Origin of the sequence: Pseudomonas sp. B21-009, from assembly GCF_024749345.1 — a bacterium.
Lineage (GTDB): Bacteria > Pseudomonadota > Gammaproteobacteria > Pseudomonadales > Pseudomonadaceae > Aquipseudomonas.
Genome location: NZ_CP087199.1, coordinates 4,228,835 through 4,247,599, shown reverse-complemented (window position 1 = coordinate 4,247,599; position 18,765 = coordinate 4,228,835). Strand labels below are relative to the sequence as shown.

Annotated in this window: 16 protein-coding genes and 5 tRNA genes; 16 read left to right on the top strand and 5 right to left on the bottom strand. The window is 62.9% G+C overall.

Going from position 1 to position 18,765, the window contains the following annotated elements; all coding sequences use genetic code 11:
- Positions 1–103 precede the first annotated feature (103 nt).
- Positions 104–871, bottom strand: a complete 768-nt coding sequence (locus tag LOY34_RS19540) for a hypothetical protein (RefSeq protein WP_045195204.1) — start codon at positions 869–871, stop codon at positions 104–106.
- A 335-nt stretch (positions 872–1,206) separates the two neighbouring features.
- On the opposite strand from LOY34_RS19540, the gene LOY34_RS19535 reads away from it, so the two are divergent.
- From LOY34_RS19535 to LOY34_RS19515, 5 genes are all read left to right on the top strand, one after another.
- A tRNA-Glu gene (locus LOY34_RS19535) sits at positions 1,207–1,282 on the top strand.
- Positions 1,283–1,284: 2 nt separating this feature from the next.
- Positions 1,285–1,360 (top strand) — tRNA-Gly (locus tag LOY34_RS19530).
- A 103-nt stretch (positions 1,361–1,463) separates the two neighbouring features.
- Positions 1,464–1,539, top strand: a tRNA-Glu gene (locus LOY34_RS19525).
- Between the two features lie 5 nt (positions 1,540–1,544).
- Positions 1,545–1,620 (top strand) — tRNA-Gly (locus LOY34_RS19520).
- A gap of 91 nt (positions 1,621–1,711) precedes the next feature.
- A tRNA-Gly gene (locus tag LOY34_RS19515) sits at positions 1,712–1,787 on the top strand.
- A gap of 103 nt (positions 1,788–1,890) precedes the next feature.
- On the opposite strand, the gene LOY34_RS19510 is transcribed toward LOY34_RS19515, so the two are convergent.
- Complete coding sequence (locus tag LOY34_RS19510) at positions 1,891–2,298, bottom strand: PA2817 family protein (protein ID WP_045195203.1); 408 nt, start codon at positions 2,296–2,298, stop codon at positions 1,891–1,893.
- Positions 2,299–2,366: 68 nt separating this feature from the next.
- Positions 2,367–4,814 (bottom strand): acyl-CoA dehydrogenase, encoded by a 2,448-nt coding sequence (locus LOY34_RS19505; RefSeq protein ID WP_195884757.1) that lies wholly within the window; start codon positions 4,812–4,814, stop codon positions 2,367–2,369.
- Positions 4,815–4,997: 183 nt separating this feature from the next.
- On the opposite strand from LOY34_RS19505, the gene LOY34_RS19500 reads away from it, so the two are divergent.
- The 3 genes from LOY34_RS19500 (at position 4,998) to LOY34_RS19490 (ending at position 7,484) form a co-directional block, all read left to right on the top strand.
- Positions 4,998–5,621, top strand: coding sequence for a glutathione S-transferase family protein (locus LOY34_RS19500; protein ID WP_123567236.1), 624 nt, complete (start codon positions 4,998–5,000; stop codon positions 5,619–5,621).
- A gap of 154 nt (positions 5,622–5,775) precedes the next feature.
- On the top strand, positions 5,776–6,708 hold the full coding sequence (locus LOY34_RS19495) for an ABC transporter ATP-binding protein (RefSeq protein WP_045195197.1): 933 nt from the start codon (positions 5,776–5,778) through the stop codon (positions 6,706–6,708).
- On the top strand, positions 6,705–7,484 hold the full coding sequence (locus LOY34_RS19490; protein ID WP_045195195.1) for an ABC transporter permease: 780 nt from the start codon (positions 6,705–6,707) through the stop codon (positions 7,482–7,484). Before LOY34_RS19495 ends, LOY34_RS19490 begins: the two co-directional genes overlap by 4 nt.
- On the opposite strand, the gene LOY34_RS19485 is transcribed toward LOY34_RS19490, so the two are convergent.
- Positions 7,452–7,994, bottom strand: coding sequence for a DUF2062 domain-containing protein (locus LOY34_RS19485; RefSeq protein ID WP_045195193.1), 543 nt, complete (start codon positions 7,992–7,994; stop codon positions 7,452–7,454). The two genes, LOY34_RS19490 and LOY34_RS19485, sit on opposite strands and share 33 nt — an antisense overlap.
- Positions 7,995–8,137: 143 nt before the next feature.
- Here LOY34_RS19485 and LOY34_RS19480 point away from each other — a divergent pair, with 143 nt between their 5' ends.
- The 8 genes from LOY34_RS19480 to murB all read left to right on the top strand — a co-directional run bounded on the left by LOY34_RS19480 (position 8,138) and on the right by murB (position 14,969).
- A complete protein-coding gene (locus LOY34_RS19480; RefSeq protein WP_195884756.1) occupies positions 8,138–10,360 on the top strand; it encodes a DNA internalization-related competence protein ComEC/Rec2 in 2,223 nt (740 codons plus the stop codon).
- Between the two features lie 70 nt (positions 10,361–10,430).
- Positions 10,431–11,066 (top strand): MotA/TolQ/ExbB proton channel family protein, encoded by a 636-nt coding sequence (locus LOY34_RS19475; RefSeq protein ID WP_176794233.1) that lies wholly within the window; start codon positions 10,431–10,433, stop codon positions 11,064–11,066.
- Positions 11,063–11,494, top strand: a complete 432-nt coding sequence (locus tag LOY34_RS19470; RefSeq protein ID WP_045195189.1) for a biopolymer transporter ExbD — start codon at positions 11,063–11,065, stop codon at positions 11,492–11,494. The genes LOY34_RS19475 and LOY34_RS19470 overlap by 4 nt, the downstream gene beginning before the upstream one ends.
- Positions 11,494–12,504: a tetraacyldisaccharide 4'-kinase gene (gene lpxK / locus LOY34_RS19465; protein ID WP_258663905.1), complete on the top strand. Its 1,011-nt coding sequence runs from the start codon at positions 11,494–11,496 to the stop codon at positions 12,502–12,504. The genes LOY34_RS19470 and lpxK overlap by 1 nt, the downstream gene beginning before the upstream one ends.
- Before the next feature lie 38 nt (positions 12,505–12,542).
- On the top strand, positions 12,543–12,728 hold the full coding sequence (locus LOY34_RS19460) for a Trm112 family protein (RefSeq protein ID WP_038994143.1): 186 nt from the start codon (positions 12,543–12,545) through the stop codon (positions 12,726–12,728).
- On the top strand, positions 12,725–13,489 hold the full coding sequence (gene kdsB / locus LOY34_RS19455; protein WP_195884755.1) for a 3-deoxy-manno-octulosonate cytidylyltransferase: 765 nt from the start codon (positions 12,725–12,727) through the stop codon (positions 13,487–13,489). The genes LOY34_RS19460 and kdsB overlap by 4 nt, the downstream gene beginning before the upstream one ends.
- A complete protein-coding gene (locus LOY34_RS19450) occupies positions 13,489–13,953 on the top strand; it encodes a low molecular weight protein-tyrosine-phosphatase (protein WP_195884754.1) in 465 nt (154 codons plus the stop codon). Before kdsB ends, LOY34_RS19450 begins: the two co-directional genes overlap by 1 nt.
- Positions 13,950–14,969 carry a UDP-N-acetylmuramate dehydrogenase gene (gene murB, locus LOY34_RS19445; RefSeq protein ID WP_195884753.1) on the top strand — a complete coding sequence of 340 codons (1,020 nt, stop codon included), beginning with the start codon at positions 13,950–13,952 and terminating at the stop codon, positions 14,967–14,969. The genes LOY34_RS19450 and murB overlap by 4 nt, the downstream gene beginning before the upstream one ends.
- 66 nt (positions 14,970–15,035) lie before the next feature.
- On the opposite strand, the gene rne is transcribed toward murB, so the two are convergent.
- Positions 15,036–18,203, bottom strand: coding sequence for a ribonuclease E (rne, locus tag LOY34_RS19440; RefSeq protein WP_258663903.1), 3,168 nt, complete (start codon positions 18,201–18,203; stop codon positions 15,036–15,038).
- Positions 18,204–18,765: the final 562 nt, after the last annotated feature.

Here is an 18,765-nt window from a genome sequence, read left to right as displayed (position 1 = left end):
CGAGCGCTTTGCACTCGATCGCTGGCAAGGCCAGCTCTCACAGGTCTTGTATGTAGCGAACCTTGTGGGAGCCGGCCTTGCCGGCGATTGGGTCAATTAGAACTCAGTCGTAGATGACCTTTTTCTTCCAGTCTTCGGTGGTATCGGTCTTCAGGCCTTCGGTCAGGGCGTTGGTTTCGTCCTCGGCCGGTTCCAGCTGGCTCAACACCTGGGCATTGGCGCGGGCCAGCAGCTTCTCCATGTATTCCAGTTGTTCGCGGTAAATCACCGGGTCAGGCTGCTTGCGCAGGTATTGCACGCCACGCTCGAAGGCCAGGCGCGCGTGCCCCGGCTGGTTCTGTTGCAGCGCCTGCTGGCCGAGGTTGTTGAAGAACTCGATGTGCAGCAGCACCAGGATGTGGCGAATTTCCTTGACCCAGTACTTGGCCTCGTTGGTCGGCAGGAAGCCTTCCTGGGCGGCGCGGGTGATCTGGTTGTGCATGCCTTCCAGCAAAAAACGCACATCCTTGGCCCGGGCTTCGGTCTGGATCGGCATCGGCGGGTTGTTCACCGGCAGTGCTTCACCTTTGGCAATCAGCCCTTCGAGTTCGGCGATCCGTGCGCGGATATCGCGGCTGTGCTTGTCCAGGGCCAACTGGCGCTGGTTGAGGTTGAGTTCCAGGCGGGTCAACAGCAACTTGAGGGCCGGGGTCATCAACTGGCCAGGAAAGGTTTCGGTGATTTCGCCACAACGGCGCAAACGTTCGGCCAGCTCGATCTTCAGCCGGGCACGCTCGAGCTTGTTGTTCTCGACCACGTTGTTCAGGTAGCCGATCACGATCAATAACGCGATCCCCGCTACTATAAGCAGGGTGATCAGAAGTGGTGTCACCGTTAACGCCTCATACAGGATGATTTACTGTTTGAGTGTAGTGGCTAAGCTTTTAGCCGGATAGAGCTGTTTGGCGGTTGCCCGGGGGTGATTGATGGCCTTTTGCTGGTAGATCGCCGTGGCTGCTGGGCCGAAGGCAGGTAGGGCGTCAGAAAATAATCGTCAAGCCTCAGGCGCGCGTTGCCCTGGCGCAAGGCTGCAAAGCGCCGGGAAGTCATTGATTTAAATAAATTTATACAGAGGGGTTGACGGCTTATCAAAGCATCCCTAGAATGCGCGCCACTTGCAGCGTAAAGCACACAGCGGAACGCGGCAGGGAGTGAATGTTGTAGCGTGTCCCCTTCGTCTAGTGGCCTAGGACACCGCCCTTTCACGGCGGTAACAGGGGTTCGAGTCCCCTAGGGGACGCCAATGCGGGAATAGCTCAGTTGGTAGAGCACGACCTTGCCAAGGTCGGGGTCGCGAGTTCGAGTCTCGTTTCCCGCTCCAGTTTACAAAGGCTTTGCTTAACGGCAGGGCTTGTAAAAACCCAGCGTCAGATCTTTATGGTTTGAGTTGGTAACTGAAGCATGCATTGCATGTTTCGGGCGTCGTCCCCTTCGTCTAGTGGCCTAGGACACCGCCCTTTCACGGCGGTAACAGGGGTTCGAGTCCCCTAGGGGACGCCATTTTTGCGGGAATAGCTCAGTTGGTAGAGCACGACCTTGCCAAGGTCGGGGTCGCGAGTTCGAGTCTCGTTTCCCGCTCCAAATATGGTGCTCCAGCGTTTGATAACGCTGTAGTGATGGAACAAGGGCGTCAGTGCTTGTTCTTGCCGGTCCAGCCGGTCGCTACAAATTTGCGGGAATAGCTCAGTTGGTAGAGCACGACCTTGCCAAGGTCGGGGTCGCGAGTTCGAGTCTCGTTTCCCGCTCCAAATAAAGAAACGCCGTTCGTTTGAACGGCGTTTTTTTTCGTCTCGATTTTATCCGCTGTCTGCGTGCGGCAGGGCTGTTGTCAGCCCTGCGCAGCTTCATCGCTTAATGCTTGCTGTCGTCGTCCGACATGCTCAGCAGCTGTTTTTCCTGGTTCCAGTCGAAGGGTTCATCATTCTGCTCGGCCTCGAAGCGGCGCTCTTCCAGTTCCTGGTACATGTCCAGTTCGTTCTCCGGCATGAAGTGCAGGCAGTCGCCGCCAAAGAACCACAGCAGGTCGCGCGGTACCAGGTGCGCGACCTGTGGATAACGCTGGATGACCTGGCACATCAGGTCCTGGCCAAGATAGGTGCTTTCCGGGTCGACGGGCAGTTGCAGCATCAGATCGTCGAAGCGCTCCAGAAACAACGCGTGGCTTTCTTCCGGCACCTGCTCGGCTTCGCCCAGGGCAACCAGGATGGTGCGCAGGTGGGTGAGCAGGGCGAGATGGTATTCCAGGCGATCGGTAGCCATGCAGGCAGTCCTCTTGAGCAAAAACGGGCGCGGGAGTATACGGCTCCCGGCGCCCGATGTCCCGGCCCTTAGCGAATCTTGCCGTCGGCCGGTAGAAGTTGCTCTTTGTCGAAGGCATCGACATCGATCACCCGCCGGCGTGCCGACTCAGCGGCATGCAGGCTTTGCGCCTCACTGGCTTGCAGCACGCCAGCGTGCAGCGCCGCGTCGATAATCGACTCGCCTGGCGCAGGGTCAACCTGGCCACTCTTGACGGCCTGGTGCAGTTTTTTACGCAGCGGCGCGCCGGCGCTGAGTAAATCGCAGGCCTGTTGCAGGGCGGCAACCGGGTCGCCGTCCGCTTGCGGCCGATAACAACCGGCAAGCAGTTCCTCCAGCGCCGGGTCACCCTTGGCGCGGCCGATCAGTTCGGCAATCTCCGCGTCCAGTTCGTCGCTTGGCCCGGTATGCCGGCGGCCGAAGGGGAACACCACCAGGCGCAGGGCGCAACCGAGCAAGCGGTTGGGGAAGTTGTCGAGCAAGCGGTCCAGGGCTTTTTCGGCTTGGCCAAGGCTCTCCTCCAGGGCCCAACGCAGCAGCGGTTGCAGGTACTCGGGCGAATTCAGGTCGTGGTAACGCTTGAGCGCCGCCGAGCTGAGGTACAAATGACTGAGCACATCGCCCAGGCGCGCCGACAAACGCTCGCGACGCTTGAGGTCGCCGCCCAGGAGCATCATGCACAGGTCGGCGAGCAAGGCGAACGCCGCCGCCTGGCGATTGAGGGCGCGGAAGTAACCTTGGCTTAACGCGTCGCCCGGGACTTTCTCGAAATGGCCCAGGCCCAGGCCGAGCACCAGGGTACTGGCAGCGTTACCGACGGCAAAACCAATATGCTGCATCAGCAGGTGATCGAACTCCTTGAGCGCCTGGTCGTGGTCTTCGCGACCGGCCAGGGCCATTTCCTTGAGTACGAACGGATGGCAGCGAATCGCCCCCTGGCCGAAGATCATCAGGTTGCGCGAGAGGATGTTGGCGCCCTCGACGGTGATGAAGATCGGCGCGCCTTGCCAGTTGCGTCCCAGGTAGTTGTTCGGGCCCATGATGATGCCCTTGCCGCCGTGCACGTCCATGGCGTGCTGGATGCATTCGCGCCCGCGCTCGGTGAGGTGGTACTTGAGAATCGCCGACAGCACCGAGGGTTTTTCGCCCAGGTCCACGGCCTTGGCGGTGAGCAGTCGCGCACTGTCCATCAGGAAGGCGTTGCCGCCAATGCGCGCGAGGGATTCCTGGATACCTTCGAAGGCCGCCAGCGGCACGTTGAACTGCTCACGGATCTGCGCGTACTGGCCGGTCACCAGGCTGGTGTACTTGGCTGCACCAGTGCCCACGGCTGGCAAGGAAATCGAGCGGCCCACCGACAGGCAGTTCATCAGCATCATCCAGCCCTTGCCGAGCATGTCCTGGCCGCCGATGAGAAAGGCCAGCGGCACGAACACATCCTTGCCGCTGTTGGGGCCGTTCATGAACGCCGCGCCCAGGGGCAGGTGACGCTTGCCGATTTCGACGCCGGGGGTGTCGGTGGGAATCAGCGCGAGACTAATGCCCAGTTCTTCTTTATCACCCAGCAGGTGTTCGGGGTCGTAGGCCTTGAAGGCAAGGCCAAGCAGGGTCGCGACCGGTCCGAGGGTGATGTAGCGCTTTTCCCAATTCAGGCGCAGGCCGATGACTTCCTCGCCTTGCCACTGGCCTTTGCAGATGATCCCGGTGTCGGGCATGGCGCCAGCATCGGAGCCGGCCAGCGGGCCGGTGAGGGCGAAGCAGGGGATTTCGTCGCCGCGGGCCAGGCGCGGCAGGTAGTGATTGCGCTGCTCGTCGGTGCCGTAGTGCAGCAGCAGTTCGGCCGGGCCGAGGGAGTTGGGCACCATCACGGTGGAAGCAAGGTCGCCGCTGCGGGTCGCCAGCTTCATTGCCACCTGCGAGTGGGCGTAGGCCGAAAAGCCCTTGCCGCCGTACTCCTTGGGAATGATCAGGGCGAAGAAGCCGTGGCTCTTGATGTGCTCCCAGGCCGCGGGAGGCAAATCCAGGTCCTGGCCAATTTGCCAGTCGCTGACCATGGCGCAGAGTTCTTCGGTGGGGCCGTCGATAAAGGCTTGTTCTTCTTCAGTGAGTTCGGCCTTGGAGTAGCCGAGCAGGGTGTTCCAGTCCGGTCGGCCGCTGAACAGCTCGCCGTCCCACCACACGGTGCCGGCGTCGATGGCTTCGCGTTCGGTCTGCGACATTGGCGGCAAGGTGCGCTGGAACCAGCCGAACAGGGGCGCGGTGAGCACTTTGCGGCGCAGGTCGGGGAGCAGCAGGGGCGCGGCGACGGCGGCCAGTAGCAGCCAGAAAATCGTCAGCAGCCAGCCTGGGGCGTGGCTGAAAATGCCCATCGCCAGCAGGTACAGGGCAACGATGCCCAACGCCGGCAAGGCGGCGATGCGACGGTGGGCCAGGTAAGCCACGCCGATCACCAGGACCACTAACCACAACAGCAACATAGGAATTCCTCCGTGAAACATCGGGGCATTTCGCCATCCATCGAAGCTTAGACCGCATCGGCTAAACGGCTTGTCTGAACAGTGACAGGACATGACCTCAGGAGTTCGCCTGCACGCCAAACGATTGCCAGCGCGAGCGCCTGGAGTAGACTGGGCGACCAGCCAAATCATCAGGGAAACGACATGCTCAAGATCTGGGGCAGGAAGAATTCGTCGAATGTCAGGAAAGCACTGTGGTGCGCCGCAGAGCTTGGTCTGGAGTATGAGTCGATCGATGCCGGTGGCGCCTTCGGCCTGGTCAACGAGCCGCAGTACCGGGCGCTGAACCCCAACGGCCTGGTGCCGATGATCGAGGACGACGGCCTGGTGCTGTGGGAGTCCAATGCCATTGTGCGCTACCTGTCGGCGCAGTACGGCTGCGAGTCGGGCTGGTATGAGCAGGACGCACGCAAGCGTGCCGAGGCCGACAAGTGGATGGACTGGGTTACTTCCTCCCTGGCCACGCCGTTCCGGCCGTTGTTCTGGGGCATCCTGCGCACGCCTGCCGATCAGCAGGACTGGGTGGCAATCAATGCCGCACACAAGACCTGCGCGCAGTTGCTGTCGATTGCCGACCAGGCCCTGGCGCACCAGCCGTATTTGTCTGGCGACAAGCTGGGCATGGGCGATATCCCCCTGGGCTGCTTTGCCTACGCCTGGTTCGAGATGCCCATCGAGCGCCCCGAGATGCGCCACCTGCGCGCCTGGTATGAGCGCCTGCAAGAGCGTCCGGCCTATCAGGCGGCGGTGATGACGGCGCTGACCTGATTGACGGTTACCGGGAAAGTGCGGTCAAGCTGATAGTTAATATCGATACACATGACTGTACTTGTCTGGTCTGCACAAGCACCATGCTCCTATTCACTGCGGCTGGCCTCGCCCGGCCGCGTCTAGAACCTTCCACACTGGTACGCGACCCGCTATGAGTTCTGCTCTGTCCATAAGGCAGCTAACCAAAACCTACGGCAACGGTTTCCAGGCCCTCAAGGGCATTGACCTGGATGTCGCCGAAGGTGACTTCTTTGCCTTGCTCGGCCCCAACGGCGCCGGCAAATCCACCACCATCGGCATCCTCTCGACCCTGGTCAACAAGACCAGCGGCAGCGTCAACATCTTTGGCCACGACCTCGATCGCCAGCCCGCCGCGCTCAAGCGCTGCATCGGCGTGGTGCCGCAGGAGTTCAACTTCAACCAGTTTGAAAAGACCTTCGACATTGTCGTCACCCAGGCCGGTTACTACGGTATCCCGGCCAAGGTCGCCAAGGAGCGGGCCGAGCAGTACCTGACCCAGTTGGGCCTGTGGGACAAGCGCGATGTGCCGTCGCGCTCGCTGTCGGGCGGCATGAAACGCCGCCTGATGATCGCCCGCGCGCTGATCCACGAGCCGCGCCTGCTGATCCTCGACGAGCCGACCGCGGGTGTGGATATCGAGCTGCGCCGGTCGATGTGGAGCTTTTTGACCGAGCTCAACCAGAAAGGCATCACCATCATCCTCACCACCCATTACCTGGAAGAGGCTGAGCAGTTGTGCCGTCACATCGGCATCATCGACCACGGCACCATCGTCGAGAACACCAGCATGCGCGCCTTGCTGAGCAAGCTGCATGTCGAGACCTTCCTGCTCGACCTCAAGCAGGACCTGCCCCAGGCGCCAAACCTGGTCGGCTATCCGTGCCGCTTGATCACCCCGCACACCCTGGAAGTGCAAGTTGACAAGGAAGTGGGCATTACTGCGCTGTTCGGCCAGCTGGCGCTGCAGAACATCGAGGTGCAGAGCCTGCGCAACAAGACCAATCGTCTCGAGGAGCTGTTCGTGTCCCTGGTTGAGAAAAACCTGGCAAAGGTGGCGGTATGAGTTCGGAACTGAGCGCCAACCTGGTCGCCCTCAATACCATCGTTTACCGCGAAGTACGCCGTTTTACCCGGATCTGGCCGCAGACCCTGCTGCCCCCGGCGATCACCATGGTTTTGTACTTCGTGATTTTCGGTAACCTGATCGGCCGGCAGATCGGCGACATGGGCGGCTTCACCTACATGGAGTACATCGTCCCGGGGCTGATCATGATGTCGGTGATCACCAACTCCTACGGCAACGTGGTCTCGAGCTTCTTCGGCAGCAAGTTCCAGCGTTCGATCGAGGAACTGATGGTGTCGCCGGTGTCGCCGCATACCATCCTCGTCGGCTACACCCTGGGCGGCGTGTTGCGCGGCTTGGCGGTAGGGGTGATCGTCACCTTGCTGTCGCTGTTCTTCACCGACCTGCAGGTTCATCACCTGGGCGTGACCATTGTCGTGGTGCTGCTGACGGCGACAATCTTCTCGTTGCTGGGCTTCATCAACGCCGTGTTCGCCCGCAACTTCGATGACATCTCGATCATCCCGACCTTCGTGTTGACGCCGCTGACCTACCTGGGCGGGGTGTTCTACTCGATTACCCTGTTGCCGCCGTTCTGGCAGACCGTGTCGATGGCCAACCCGGTATTGCACATGGTCAACTCGTTCCGCTACGGCATTCTCGGCGTGTCGGACATCCGCATCGGCGTCGCCATCAGCTTCATGCTGGTCGCCACGGCAGTGCTGTATATCGGCTGCGCGCGGTTACTGGTCAGTGGGCGAGGAATGCGCACCTGATTGTTTGACCTTGCGCCGGCGCCACTGCCTGCCGACCCACCAGCGCCAGTAGAGCATGGTCAGGCAGTAGGCGAGGGCGCCGAGCAGCACGCCACACACCACTGAGCCGAGCAGGAACGGCTGCCACAGGGTCGACAGCTGGTCGGTGATCCACTCGAAGGTCAGTTCTTCAGGCAGGGTGCGTGGTGGGATCTGCATCAGCCAGGCGCCCATCTGGTAGGTGCAGAAGAACACCGGCGGCATGGTGATCGGGTTGGTCAGCCACACCAGGCTGACCGCGATCGGCATGTTGCCGCGGACCATGATCGCCAGGCTTGCGGCCAGCAGCATTTGCATCGGAATCGGAATGAAAGCGGCGAACAGGCCGACAGCCATGGCGCGCGCAACCGAATGCCGGTTGAGGTGCCAGAGGTTGGGGTCGTGCAACAGCCGGCCGAGAAAGCGTAAGGATTTGTGTTCCCTGATGCTGGTCGGATCGGGCATGTAGCGTTTGAAGAGACGACGCGGCATGTGGGGTCTCGGCAATCTGAAGGGTGCCAGTATGCACGGATTCTAAAAGTGCCTTATTCAGACTTTGTGACAATTATTTAGCGAGCGGTTGCCGTCACTGATCTAAGCCTCAGGGGGTGGTTTACTTCTGGAGCTTCACGCTTATGCGCACAGGGATGTTGGCGCTTGCACTCGGGCTGCTCAGCCTCGGGTTCCTGCCGGCTTTGCCGCCCGTCTGGATACTTGTCCTGCTGGCAATTGCCGGGCTTTGCTGCCTGCCTACGCGGCTGTGGCCCGCCGGGCTGTTTCTGCTGGGCTTGAGCTGGGCCTGCGTCTCGGCGCAATGGGCGTTGGATGAGCGCCTGGCGGCGCAGTTCGATGGCCGTACCCTGTGGATAGAGGGCCGGGTTACTGGTTTGCCGGAGCAGGGTGCGCGCTCGGTGAGGTTCGAGTTGAGCGATGCCGAGTCGCGCCGGGGGCAATTGCCAAGGCGCATGCAGCTCAGCTGGTTCGGCGGCCCGGCGGTCAATAGCGGTGAATACTGGCGTTTGGCAGTCAGCCTCAAGCGCCCCGCAGGCTTGCTCAATCCTCACGGCCCGGACCAGGAGGCCAACCTGTTGGCCCGGCGCATCGGCGCCACCGGCAGCGTCAAGGCCGGCGAGCGGCTGCTGCCGGCAACGGCGGCCTGGCGGGATGATCTGCGCCAGCGCTTGCTCAGCGTTGATGCCCAGGGCCGGGAGGCGGCGCTGGTGGCCTTGATACTCGGCGATGGCGGCGCTTTGGCGCGCCAGGACTGGCAAGCGCTGCAGGCCACCGGCACGGTGCACTTGCTGGTGATTTCCGGCCAGCATATTGGCCTGTTGGCCGGGCTGGTATACGCCTTGATTGCCGGGCTGGCGCGCCTGGGCTGGTGGCCGCAACGGCTACCCTGGCTGCCTTGGGCCTGCGCGCTGGCCTTTGCCGCAGCACTGGCCTATGGCTTGCTGGCCGGGTTTCAGGTGCCGGTGCAGCGCGCCTGCATGATGTTGGCCATGGTGCTGCTCTGGCGCCTGCGCTTTCGTCACCTGGGTGTCGGGCTGCCGTTGTTGCTGGCGCTCGATGCAGTGCTGCTGTGGGAACCATTGGCCAGCTTGCAGCCGGGCTTCTGGCTGTCGTTCATGGCCGTGGCCATTCTGATCTTCACCTTCAGCGGCCGCCTTGGCGCCTGGAACTCCTGGCTGGCCTGGAGTCGCGCCCAGTGGTTGATCGCCATCGGCTTGCTGCCGGTGCTGCTGGCGCAAGGTTTGCCGGTGAGCCTGACGGCGCCGCTGATCAATCTGCTGGCAGTGCCGTGGATCAGCCTTGCGGTGTTGCCAATGGCGTTGCTCGGCACCGTGTTGCTGCCGGTGCCGCTTCTGGGGGAAGGCTTGCTGTGGCTTGCCGGTGGCCTGCTCGACGGCTTGTTTCGCTTGCTGGCGCATGTGGCGGTTTGGCAACCGGCCTGGATCCCAGAACCATTGCCGTTCTGGGCCTGGTTGCTGGTGTGCCTGGGGGCATTGCTGCTGTTGTTGCCGCGCGGCATACCGATGCGGGTGCTGGGCTGGCCATTGTTGCTGTTGGCGGTGTTTGCGCCCCGAGAGCGCGTGCCGCAGGGGCAGGTAGAGGTCTGGCAGCTGGATGTCGGCCAGGGGCTGGCCTTTGTGCTGCGCACCCGGCACCACGCCATGTTGTATGACGCCGGCCCGGCCATGGGCGATTTCGATCTGGGCGAGCGGGTAGTGCTTCCCAGCTTGCGCAAGCTGGGGGTAAGCAAGCTCGACCTGATGTTGCTCAGCCACGCCGACGCCGATCACGCCGGGGGCGCCCGCGCCGTGCAGCGCGGTTTGCCGGTGCTGCGGGTGCAGGCTGGTGAGGCTGCGGCCTTGCCTGAAGTGCTGCAAGCGCAGCCGTGCAGCAGCGGCGAACGCTGGCAGTGGGACGGGGTGAGTTTTTCACTGTGGCAGTGGCAGGATGCTGGCGACAGCAACCAGGATTCCTGTGTGCTGCTGGTCGAGGCAAATGGCGAAAAACTGCTGCTCACCGGCGATCTCGATGCCCGCGGCGAACGGGCCTGGGCGCGGGACTGGCAGGCGACCACAGTCGACTGGTTGCAATCGCCCCATCACGGCAGTCGCAGCTCCTCCAGCGAGGCCTTGTTAAAGGCTACTACCCCGCGCGGCGTGCTGATTTCGCGCGGGCGCTACAACGCCTTCGGGCATCCGCACCCGGAGGTCATGGCGCGCTATCGGACGCATGGTATTCAGTCCTATGACAATGTCGACCACGGTGCCTTGCGCCTGCGCCTGGGTGTGTTCGGCGAGCCTGAGGGGTTGCGTGCCCAGCGGCGTTTCTGGCGTGAACCGAGATGACGACCTTCGGCAGATGAGCCCCCTGGGGTCCTATGGTAAAGTGGCGGACTTTTTCGAGGGGATGCTTACTGTGTGGGAATTGGTCAAGTCCGGTGGCTGGATGATGCTGCCGATCATTCTGAGTTCCATCGCTGCCATGGCGATCGTCGCCGAGCGTCTCTGGACCTTGCGCGCCAGCCGGGTCACGCCACCGCACCTGCTGGGCCAGGTGTGGATGTGGATCAAGGACAAACAGCTCACCAGTGACAAGCTCAAGGCCCTGCGCGCCGATTCGCCGCTGGGCGAGATCCTTGCCGCAGGCCTGGCCAACTCGCGCCATGGCCGCGAAATCATGAAGGAATGCATCGAAGAGGCCGCAGCGCGTGTCATTCACGAGCTGGAGCGCTACATCAACGCCCTGGGCACCATCGCCGCCATGGCGCCGCTGCTGGGCTTGCTCGGCACCGTGCTGGGCATGATCGACATCTTCAGCGCCTTCATGGGTACCGGCATGACCACCAATGCCGCAGTGCTCGCCGGCGGTATCTCCAAGGCACTGATCACCACCGCGGCCGGCCTGATGGTCGGTATTCCGTCGGTGTTCTTCCACCGTTTCCTGCAGCGTCGTATCGACGAGCTGGTGGTCGGTATGGAGCAGGAAGCGATCAAGCTGGTCGAAGTGGTGCAGGGCGACCGTGATGTCGACCTGGCCGAGGGCAAGGCGTGAAATTCCGGCGCAAGCCACGGGAGACCGTGGACATCAACCTGGCCTCGCTGATCGACGTGGTGTTCATCCTGCTGCTGTTTTTCGTGGTCACCACCACCTTCACTCGCGAAACCCAGTTGCGTGTCGAGCTGCCGGAGTCGGTCAGCGGCGCGCCGGCACCGGATTCGGAGCTCAAGCAACTGGACATCACCATCAGCGCCGACGGCGTCTATTCGGTGAACAACCACCTGTTGCCCAAGAGCGACCTGGCGACCCTCATTGAAGCCCTGCAGCAGGAATCCGCAGGGGACACCAAACTGCCGTTGTCGATCAGCGCCGACGGCAAGACCCCGCACCAGGCGGTGGTGACTGCCATGGATGCGGCCGGCAAGCTCGGTTTCAGCCAGTTGCGCATGACCACGGTCGAGGCGGCTCAGGGGACGCCCTGATGGCCTTTGCCGATCGTCTGCTCGATGCCTGGTACGCCGGGCATCCGGCCCTGGCGCTGCTGCGTCCGCTCGAAGCCCTCTATCGTCGCGTGGTGCTGGGCAAGCGCGCGCGCTTTCTCAGTGGCGAGAGCCCCAGCTACCGCGCGCCGGTGCCGGTCATCGTGGTGGGCAACATCACCGTCGGCGGCACCGGCAAGACACCGATGATCCTCTGGTTGATCGAGCATTGCCGCCAGCAGGGCCTGCGTGTCGGCGTGGTCAGCCGTGGCTATGGCGCCAGGCCGCCACAGTTGCCGTGGCGCGTGCGTGCCGAGCAAAGCGCGGCTGAGGCGGGTGATGAACCTTTGCTGATCGTCCAGCGCAGCGGCGTGCCGCTGATGATCGACCCGGACCGTTCGCGTGCGGTTCAGGCATTGCTGGCCAGCGAGCCGTTGGACCTGATCCTGTGTGACGACGGCATGCAACATTACCGCCTGGCCCGCGACCTGGAGCTGGTGTTGATCGATGCCGCCCGTGGCCTGGGTAACCGCCGCTGCCTGCCGGCCGGCCCCCTGCGCGAGCCGGTGGAACGCCTGCAGGACGTCGACGCGGTGCTTTACAACGGCGCCACGACCGACCGCGAAAACGGTTTTGCCTTTGCCCTGCAACCTACTGCACTGGTCAACCTGCGCAGTGGCGAGCGCCGTGGCCTCGACTTCTTTGAGCCAGGTCAGGCCGTGCACGCGGTGGCCGGCATTGGCAACCCGCAACGTTTCTTCAATACCTTGCAGGGGCTAAACTGGCGACCTGTGCCACACCCTTTTGCCGATCATGCCCAATACAGCGCCCAGGCCCTGAGCTTCAGCCCTGCGCTGCCCCTGGTCATGACCGAGAAGGACGCGGTCAAATGCCGCGCCTTCGCTGCCGACGACTGGTGGTACCTTGCGGTCGATGCTGTGCCTTCGCCGGCCTTCAAGGCCTGGTTCGACACACAGCTTGCACGCTTGCTGCCCGGGTCGCGGCCCTCCTGATTCGTTTCTTTTTCCGGCCACTGGCCTGAGGAATTTCCATGGACACCAAACTGCTCGATATCCTTGCCTGCCCGATCTGCAAGGGCCCGCTCAAGCTCAGCGCCGACAAGACCGAGCTGATCAGCAAGGGCGCGGGTCTGGCCTATCCGATCCGCGACGGTATCCCGGTGATGCTCGAAAGCGAAGCCCGTACCCTGACCGATGACGAGCGTCTGGACAAATGAGCCTGGCCTTTACCGTTGTGATTCCGGCGCGGCTGCGTTCCACGCGCTTGCCCGGCAAGCCGTTGCTGCCGATTGCCGGCAAGCCGATGATCCAGCACGTCTGGGAACAGGCTCGCAAAAGCAGCGCCAACCGTGTGGTAATCGCCACCGACGACGCGGGTATCTTCAAGGCCTGCGAGGCCTTTGGCGCTGAAGTGCTGATGACCCGCGAAGACCATGACTCCGGTACCGACCGCCTGGCTGAAGTCGCCGCCAAGCTGGGCCTGGCTGCCGATGCCATCGTGGTCAACGTGCAGGGTGACGAGCCGCTGATTCCGCCGGTGATCATCGATCAGGTGGCGGCCAACCTGGCGGCCCATCCCGAGGCCGGCATCGCCACCCTGGCCGAGCCGATCAGTGACGTCGAAGCGCTGTTCAATCCCAATGCGGTCAAGGTGGTCAGCGATTGCAATGGCCTGGCCCTGACGTTCAGCCGCGCACCGTTGCCCTGGGCGCGGGATGCCTTTGCCCAGAACCGTGAGCAGATGCCGCAAGGCGTGCCGTACCGTCGCCACATCGGCATGTACGCCTATCGCGCCGGCTTCTTGCAGGACTTCGTCGCCTGGGGCCCGTGCTGGCTGGAGAAGGCCGAATCGCTGGAGCAACTGCGGGCGCTCTGGCATGGCGTGCGTATTCACGTCGCCGATGCCATCGATGCGCCGCCCGTGGGCGTCGATACCCCTGAAGACCTGGAGCGCGTACGGCGCTTGCTGGAGGCCTGATGCGGGTTCTGTTCGTGTGCCTGGGCAATATCTGCCGCTCGCCTACCGCCGAAGGCGTGCTGCGTCAGCAATTGCGCGCCGAAGGCCTGGCCGAACTGGTCGAAGTGGCGTCGGCTGGCACTGGCGACTGGCATGTCGGCAAGCAGCCTGATGCGCGCACCTGCCGCACCGCGCGCATTCGTGGCTATGACTTATCGCAGCAGCGTGCGCAGCAAATCAAGGCCGCGCACTTCAATGACTACGACCTGATCCTGGCTATGGACAAGAGCAATCTTGGCCATCTGCAGGCCATGCGCCCGGCCACGGCCAAAGCCGAGCTGGACCTGTTCCTGCGCCGCTATGACGGCGCGCTGGATGAGGTGCCGGATCCTTACTACGGCGCCGAGGAGGATTTCGAACAGGTCCTCGACCTGATCGAAATCGCCTGCAGCCGTTTGGTCACCGAACTCAAGGGTCGTCTATGAGCGGGCAGTGGCAGCAACAAGTTTCGCTCAAGCCATTTAACACCTTCGGTATCGACGTTAAGGCCCAGTTTTTCACTGAAGCCCACAACGACGAAGAGGCTCGTCAGGCCTTGGCCCAGGCGGCTGATCAGGGAGTACCGGTGCTGGTGGTGGGAGGCGGTAGCAACTTGTTGCTGACTGCCGATATCCAGGCGCTGGTGCTGCGCATGGCCAGCCGTGGCCTGCGCATCTTGTCTGACGATGGTGAGCGGGTGGTGGTCGAGGCCGAAGCTGGCGAACCCTGGCACCCGTTTGTGCAATGGAGTCTGGCCCAAGGCCTGGCCGGGCTTGAGAACCTCAGCCTGATCCCGGGCACTGTCGGCGCCGCGCCGATGCAGAACATTGGCGCCTATGGCGTCGAGATCAAGGACGTTTTCGCCGGGCTCACCGCGCTGGATCGCCAGACGGGTGAGCTGCGCGACTTCAGCCTGGAAGAGTGCGCCTTCGCCTACCGCGACAGCCTGTTCAAGCGCAATCCTGGACGCTGGTTGATCCTGCGGGTGCGCTTTGCCTTGAGCCGACTCATGCATGCCCACCTGGACTACGGTCCGGTGCGCCAGCGCCTGAACGAGCAAGGCATCAGCCAGCCGACTGCGCAAAATGTCAGTGATGCGATTTGCAGCATCCGCCGGGAAAAACTGCCTGACCCGGTCGAGCTGGGCAATGCCGGAAGTTTCTTCAAGAACCCGGTGGTGGCAGCTGTGCTGGCCGACAAGATCCGTGTGCAGTATCCGGGGCTGGTGGCTTATCCACAGGCTGATGGCCAGTTCAAGCTGGCTGCCGGCTGGCTGATCGAACAGGCGGGCTGGAAGGGCCATCGCGAAGGCGATGCCGGGGTGCACCGATTGCAGTCGCTGGTGCTGGTCAACTATGGCCAGGCCACCGGTGTGCAGTTGCATCAGCTGGCGCAGAAGATCCAGGCCGATATCCTCGAGCGTTTCGGGGTTGAGCTGGAGATGGAGCCAAACCTTTATTAACCGCTCCCAACGGCAATAAAAAAGCCCCGCCAGTTACCTGGCGGGGCTTTTTTTCAGCCTGGAAGATCAGACGAGCGGTTTGTGCTCTTCTTTCTCTTCAACCACTTCTTCAGCCGGTGCAGCAGGCGCCTCTTCAGCGACTACAGCAGCGCTGGCTTCGGCGGCGGCCACTGCAGCAGCGGCTGCGGCAGCTTCGGCTTCACGCTTGCGACGGCGTACTTCACGTGGGTCGTTCGGTGCGCGACCGTTGCTGGTCAGAGCACTGGCAGGAGCTTCAACCGCTGGCTCTTCAACCGCTGCAGGCTCGGCAACTACTGGCGCAGGCGCTTCGACCACTTCAGCAACGACTACCGGCTCGGCCACTACAGGTGCCTGGACTTCAGGCGCTGGCTCGACCGCGGCAACCGGCTCCACCACTTCAGCCGGAGCAGCAACAGGGGCTTCGATAACCGGCGCGATGCTGGTTTCTACGGCTTCTGCTGCTTCGACCGGGGCAGTGAAGGGCTGTTCGACAACCGGCGCGGCAGCGACTTCAGCGACCTGGGCAATTTCTACCACTTCGGTTGCTTCAGTTGCTTGAACCACTTCGGCGACTTCAGCCGCTTCAACTACTGGCTGAGTTGCTTCGACGACGGTTTCGCTGGCAGCGACTTCAACAACCGCCTGCTCTTCGACAGTAGCAGTGGCGCGTTCAGCCTGCTGGTTGGCTTCGGCTTCGGCAGCGGCGCTGATGTTGCTGGTGGCAACAGCGGCGGTCACGGCCAGGCCTGCGGCCAGTTCAGCACCCAGTTCGCTGGCTTGAGGCTGCTCGTCGCTGCCGTCTTCCGAACCTTCTACCAGGTTACCGTTGGCATCGCGTTGACGCTCACGACGGTTGCTGCGACGACGCTGGCCACGGGAGCGGCGGCGAGGGCGTTCGCCTTCGGTACCTTCCTGGTTGTCATCCTGCAGCAGCTCTTCGTTCGGCAGTTGCTCTTCAGCAGCGTCGGCAGCCTGTTCGGCCGGGCGCGGCTGGCGTTCTTCACGCGGTGGGCGCGGGGCGCGCTCTTCGCGTGGGGCACGCTCTTCACGCGGTGCACGTTCTTCGCGCGGTGCGCGCTCTTCACGTGGGGCGCGTTCTTCGCGTGGAGCACGTTCTTCACGAGGCTGGCGCTCTTCACGCGGGGCGCGCTCAGGGCGTTCTTCACGGACCGCCGGGGTAGCGGCGTCCAGCGGCTCGCGCAGTTCGCGGACCGGACGCTCTTCACGGGATCGGCGCTCTTCACGTGGGGCGCGAGCTTGACGCTCTTCGCGCGGCTGACGTGGTGCACGTTCTTCGCGGGCCGGTGCTTCTTCGCGGGCTTCGCGAGGCTGGCGCTCTTCACGCGGGGCGCGCTCGGCACGCTCTTCACGCGGCTTGCGGTCTTCGTCGCGACGGCCGTTGCGGTTGCGGCTCTGCTGGCGACCGTTGCGGCGCTCTTCGTTGCGCTGCGGGCGTTCGGTGGCGGGCTTCTCGGCAACCACAGGGGCGGCGGCAGGCTCGTCCTTGCCGGCGAACAGGCTGACCAGCGACTTCACCAGGCCTTTGAACAGGCTTGGCTCAGGAGCGTGGACTGGAGCAGCCACTGGCGCGGCAGCTTCGGCAGGTACTGGGGCGTTGGCGCGGGCCGGAGCGGTCTTGACCGCAGCTTCCTGGCGCACCAGGGTGCGGGTAGCGGCAGTCGGCTGGACTTCTTCGGTCTCGGCGGCGGCGATTTCGTAGCTGGACTGGCTGCTCAGGGCTTCCGGGCTGTCGTCGCGCAGGCGCTGAACTTCGAAATGCGGGGTTTCCAGGTGGTCGTTCGGCAGGATGACGATACGCGCCCGGGTGCGCAGCTCGATCTTGGTGATCGAATTGCGTTTCTCGTTGAGCAGGAAGGCGGCAACCGGAATCGGCACTTGCGCGCGGACTTCGGCGGTGCGGTCTTTCAGGGCTTCTTCTTCGATCAGGCGCAGGATGGCCAGCGACAGCGATTCGACGTCACGGATGATGCCGGTGCCGCTGCAGCGTGGGCAGACGATGCCGCTGCTTTCGCCCAGCGAAGGACGCAGGCGCTGACGGGACATTTCCAGCAGGCCGAAGCGCGAGATGCGCCCAACCTGTACGCGGGCACGGTCGGCTTCCAGGCATTCGCGGACTTTTTCTTCCACGGCGCGCTGGTTCTTGGCCGGGGTCATGTCGATGAAGTCGATCACGATCAGGCCGCCGATATCACGCAGGCGCAGCTGGCGGGCGATTTCTTCAGCCGCTTCCAGGTTGGTCTGCAGGGCGGTTTCCTCGATGTCGCTGCCTTTGGTGGCGCGCGCCGAGTTGATGTCGATGGAGACCAGGGCTTCGGTCGGGTCGATAACGATCGAGCCGCCGGACGGCAGGTCGACGACGCGCTGGAAGGCGGTCTCGATCTGGCTTTCGATCTGGAAGCGGTTGAACAGCGGCACGCTGTCTTCATACAGCTTGATCTTGCTGGCGTACTGCGGCATGACCTGGCGGATGAAGGTCAGGGCTTCTTCCTGGGCGTCGATGCTGTCGATCAGTACTTCGCCGATGTCCTGACGCAGGTAGTCACGGATGGCGCGGATGATGACGTTGCTTTCCTGGTAGATCAGGAATGGCGCGGCGCGGTCCTGGGAAGCTTCCTTGATCGCGGTCCACAGCTGCAGCAGGTAGTCGAGGTCCCACTGCATTTCTTCGCTGCTGCGGCCAAGGCCGGCAGTGCGCACGATCAGGCCCATGTCGGCAGGGGCGACCAGGCCGTTGAGGGCTTCGCGCAGTTCGTTGCGCTCTTCGCCTTCGATACGACGGGAGATGCCGCCGGCACGCGGGTTGTTCGGCATCAGCACCAGGTAGCGACCGGCCAGGCTGATGAAGGTGGTCAGGGCGGCGCCCTTGTTGCCGCGCTCTTCTTTCTCGACCTGGACGATGACTTCCTGGCCTTCGCTGAGCACTTCCTTGATATTCACCCGGCCTTCGGGCGACTTCTTGAAGTATTCGCGGGAGATTTCCTTCAGCGGCAGGAAGCCGTGACGCTCGGAGCCGAAGTCGACGAAAGCGGCTTCCAGGCTAGGTTCGATCCGGGTGATCCGGCCTTTGTAGATGTTGGCCTTCTTCTGCTCACGCGCGCCGGACTCGATGTCCAGGTCGTAGAGACGTTGGCCGTCCACCAGAGCTACACGCAACTCTTCGGGTTGAGTCGCGTTAATCAGCATTCTTTTCATGTAATACCGTCGGTTTCCGGGCTGCCGGAAACGGCGTTCGGCACACACGACTTCTCACGGTCGGTGTCAGGTGCGCAAGGGGTGGCGGGCCACCCCCGTGTCCAGCAACTTTCGAGTCCGACTGGTCACCCAGTACTGCCGAAGTCGCGACGACGCGTCCTGCTTGCTGTGGTGTCAAATGCACTCAGTCAGGAGGAGGAATCAGCCTTCGGCCGTGGACGCCCGTGGGGCATCTTGATCAAGACCGGGTCCGGTCGCCTGGCCAATAGGCCGGTGGACTGGACGCAGTACTACACGGTCCGACGGTTGTGCATCTCCACCCTACACGTATCCCTGATAATTCGGGTGCTGCCGCGCGCTGAATCCGCAACGGGTTGCATTTTCGCCAGCTCCATACGGGAGCCCGCGCCTTTTATGTCCAAGGCTGGTATTTCCGAAGCCGTCGCCATGACTGCGTGAAATTGACGGCACTGACAGAGTGGCAGCGAAAAAAACGTGGGGGAGGGTGAAATACCGCTCTTGTAGTTTTTTATCGGTCTTCTCTGCACGGCGCTGGTGGCGA

What these genes read in the sequence shown, in the direction of transcription:
- LOY34_RS19510 (WP_045195203.1), bottom strand. Translation starts at nt 2,298, where the DNA reads ATGGCTACCGATCGCCTGGAATACCATCTCGCCCTGCTCACCCACCTG.
- LOY34_RS19505 (WP_195884757.1), bottom strand. Translation starts at nt 4,814, where the DNA reads ATGTTGCTGTTGTGGTTAGTGGTCCTGGTGATCGGCGTGGCTTACCTG.
- LOY34_RS19500 (WP_123567236.1), top strand. Translation starts at nt 4,998, where the DNA reads ATGCTCAAGATCTGGGGCAGGAAGAATTCGTCGAATGTCAGGAAAGCA.
- LOY34_RS19495 (WP_045195197.1), top strand. Translation starts at nt 5,776, where the DNA reads ATGAGTTCTGCTCTGTCCATAAGGCAGCTAACCAAAACCTACGGCAAC.
- LOY34_RS19490 (WP_045195195.1), top strand. Translation starts at nt 6,705, where the DNA reads ATGAGTTCGGAACTGAGCGCCAACCTGGTCGCCCTCAATACCATCGTT.
- LOY34_RS19485 (WP_045195193.1), bottom strand. Translation starts at nt 7,994, where the DNA reads ATGCCGCGTCGTCTCTTCAAACGCTACATGCCCGATCCGACCAGCATC.
- LOY34_RS19480 (WP_195884756.1), top strand. Translation starts at nt 8,138, where the DNA reads ATGCGCACAGGGATGTTGGCGCTTGCACTCGGGCTGCTCAGCCTCGGG.
- lpxK (WP_258663905.1), top strand. Translation starts at nt 11,494, where the DNA reads ATGGCCTTTGCCGATCGTCTGCTCGATGCCTGGTACGCCGGGCATCCG.
- LOY34_RS19460 (WP_038994143.1), top strand. Translation starts at nt 12,543, where the DNA reads ATGGACACCAAACTGCTCGATATCCTTGCCTGCCCGATCTGCAAGGGC.
- kdsB (WP_195884755.1), top strand. Translation starts at nt 12,725, where the DNA reads ATGAGCCTGGCCTTTACCGTTGTGATTCCGGCGCGGCTGCGTTCCACG.
- LOY34_RS19450 (WP_195884754.1), top strand. Translation starts at nt 13,489, where the DNA reads ATGCGGGTTCTGTTCGTGTGCCTGGGCAATATCTGCCGCTCGCCTACC.
- murB (WP_195884753.1), top strand. Translation starts at nt 13,950, where the DNA reads ATGAGCGGGCAGTGGCAGCAACAAGTTTCGCTCAAGCCATTTAACACC.
- rne (WP_258663903.1), bottom strand. Translation starts at nt 18,203, where the DNA reads ATGAAAAGAATGCTGATTAACGCGACTCAACCCGAAGAGTTGCGTGTA.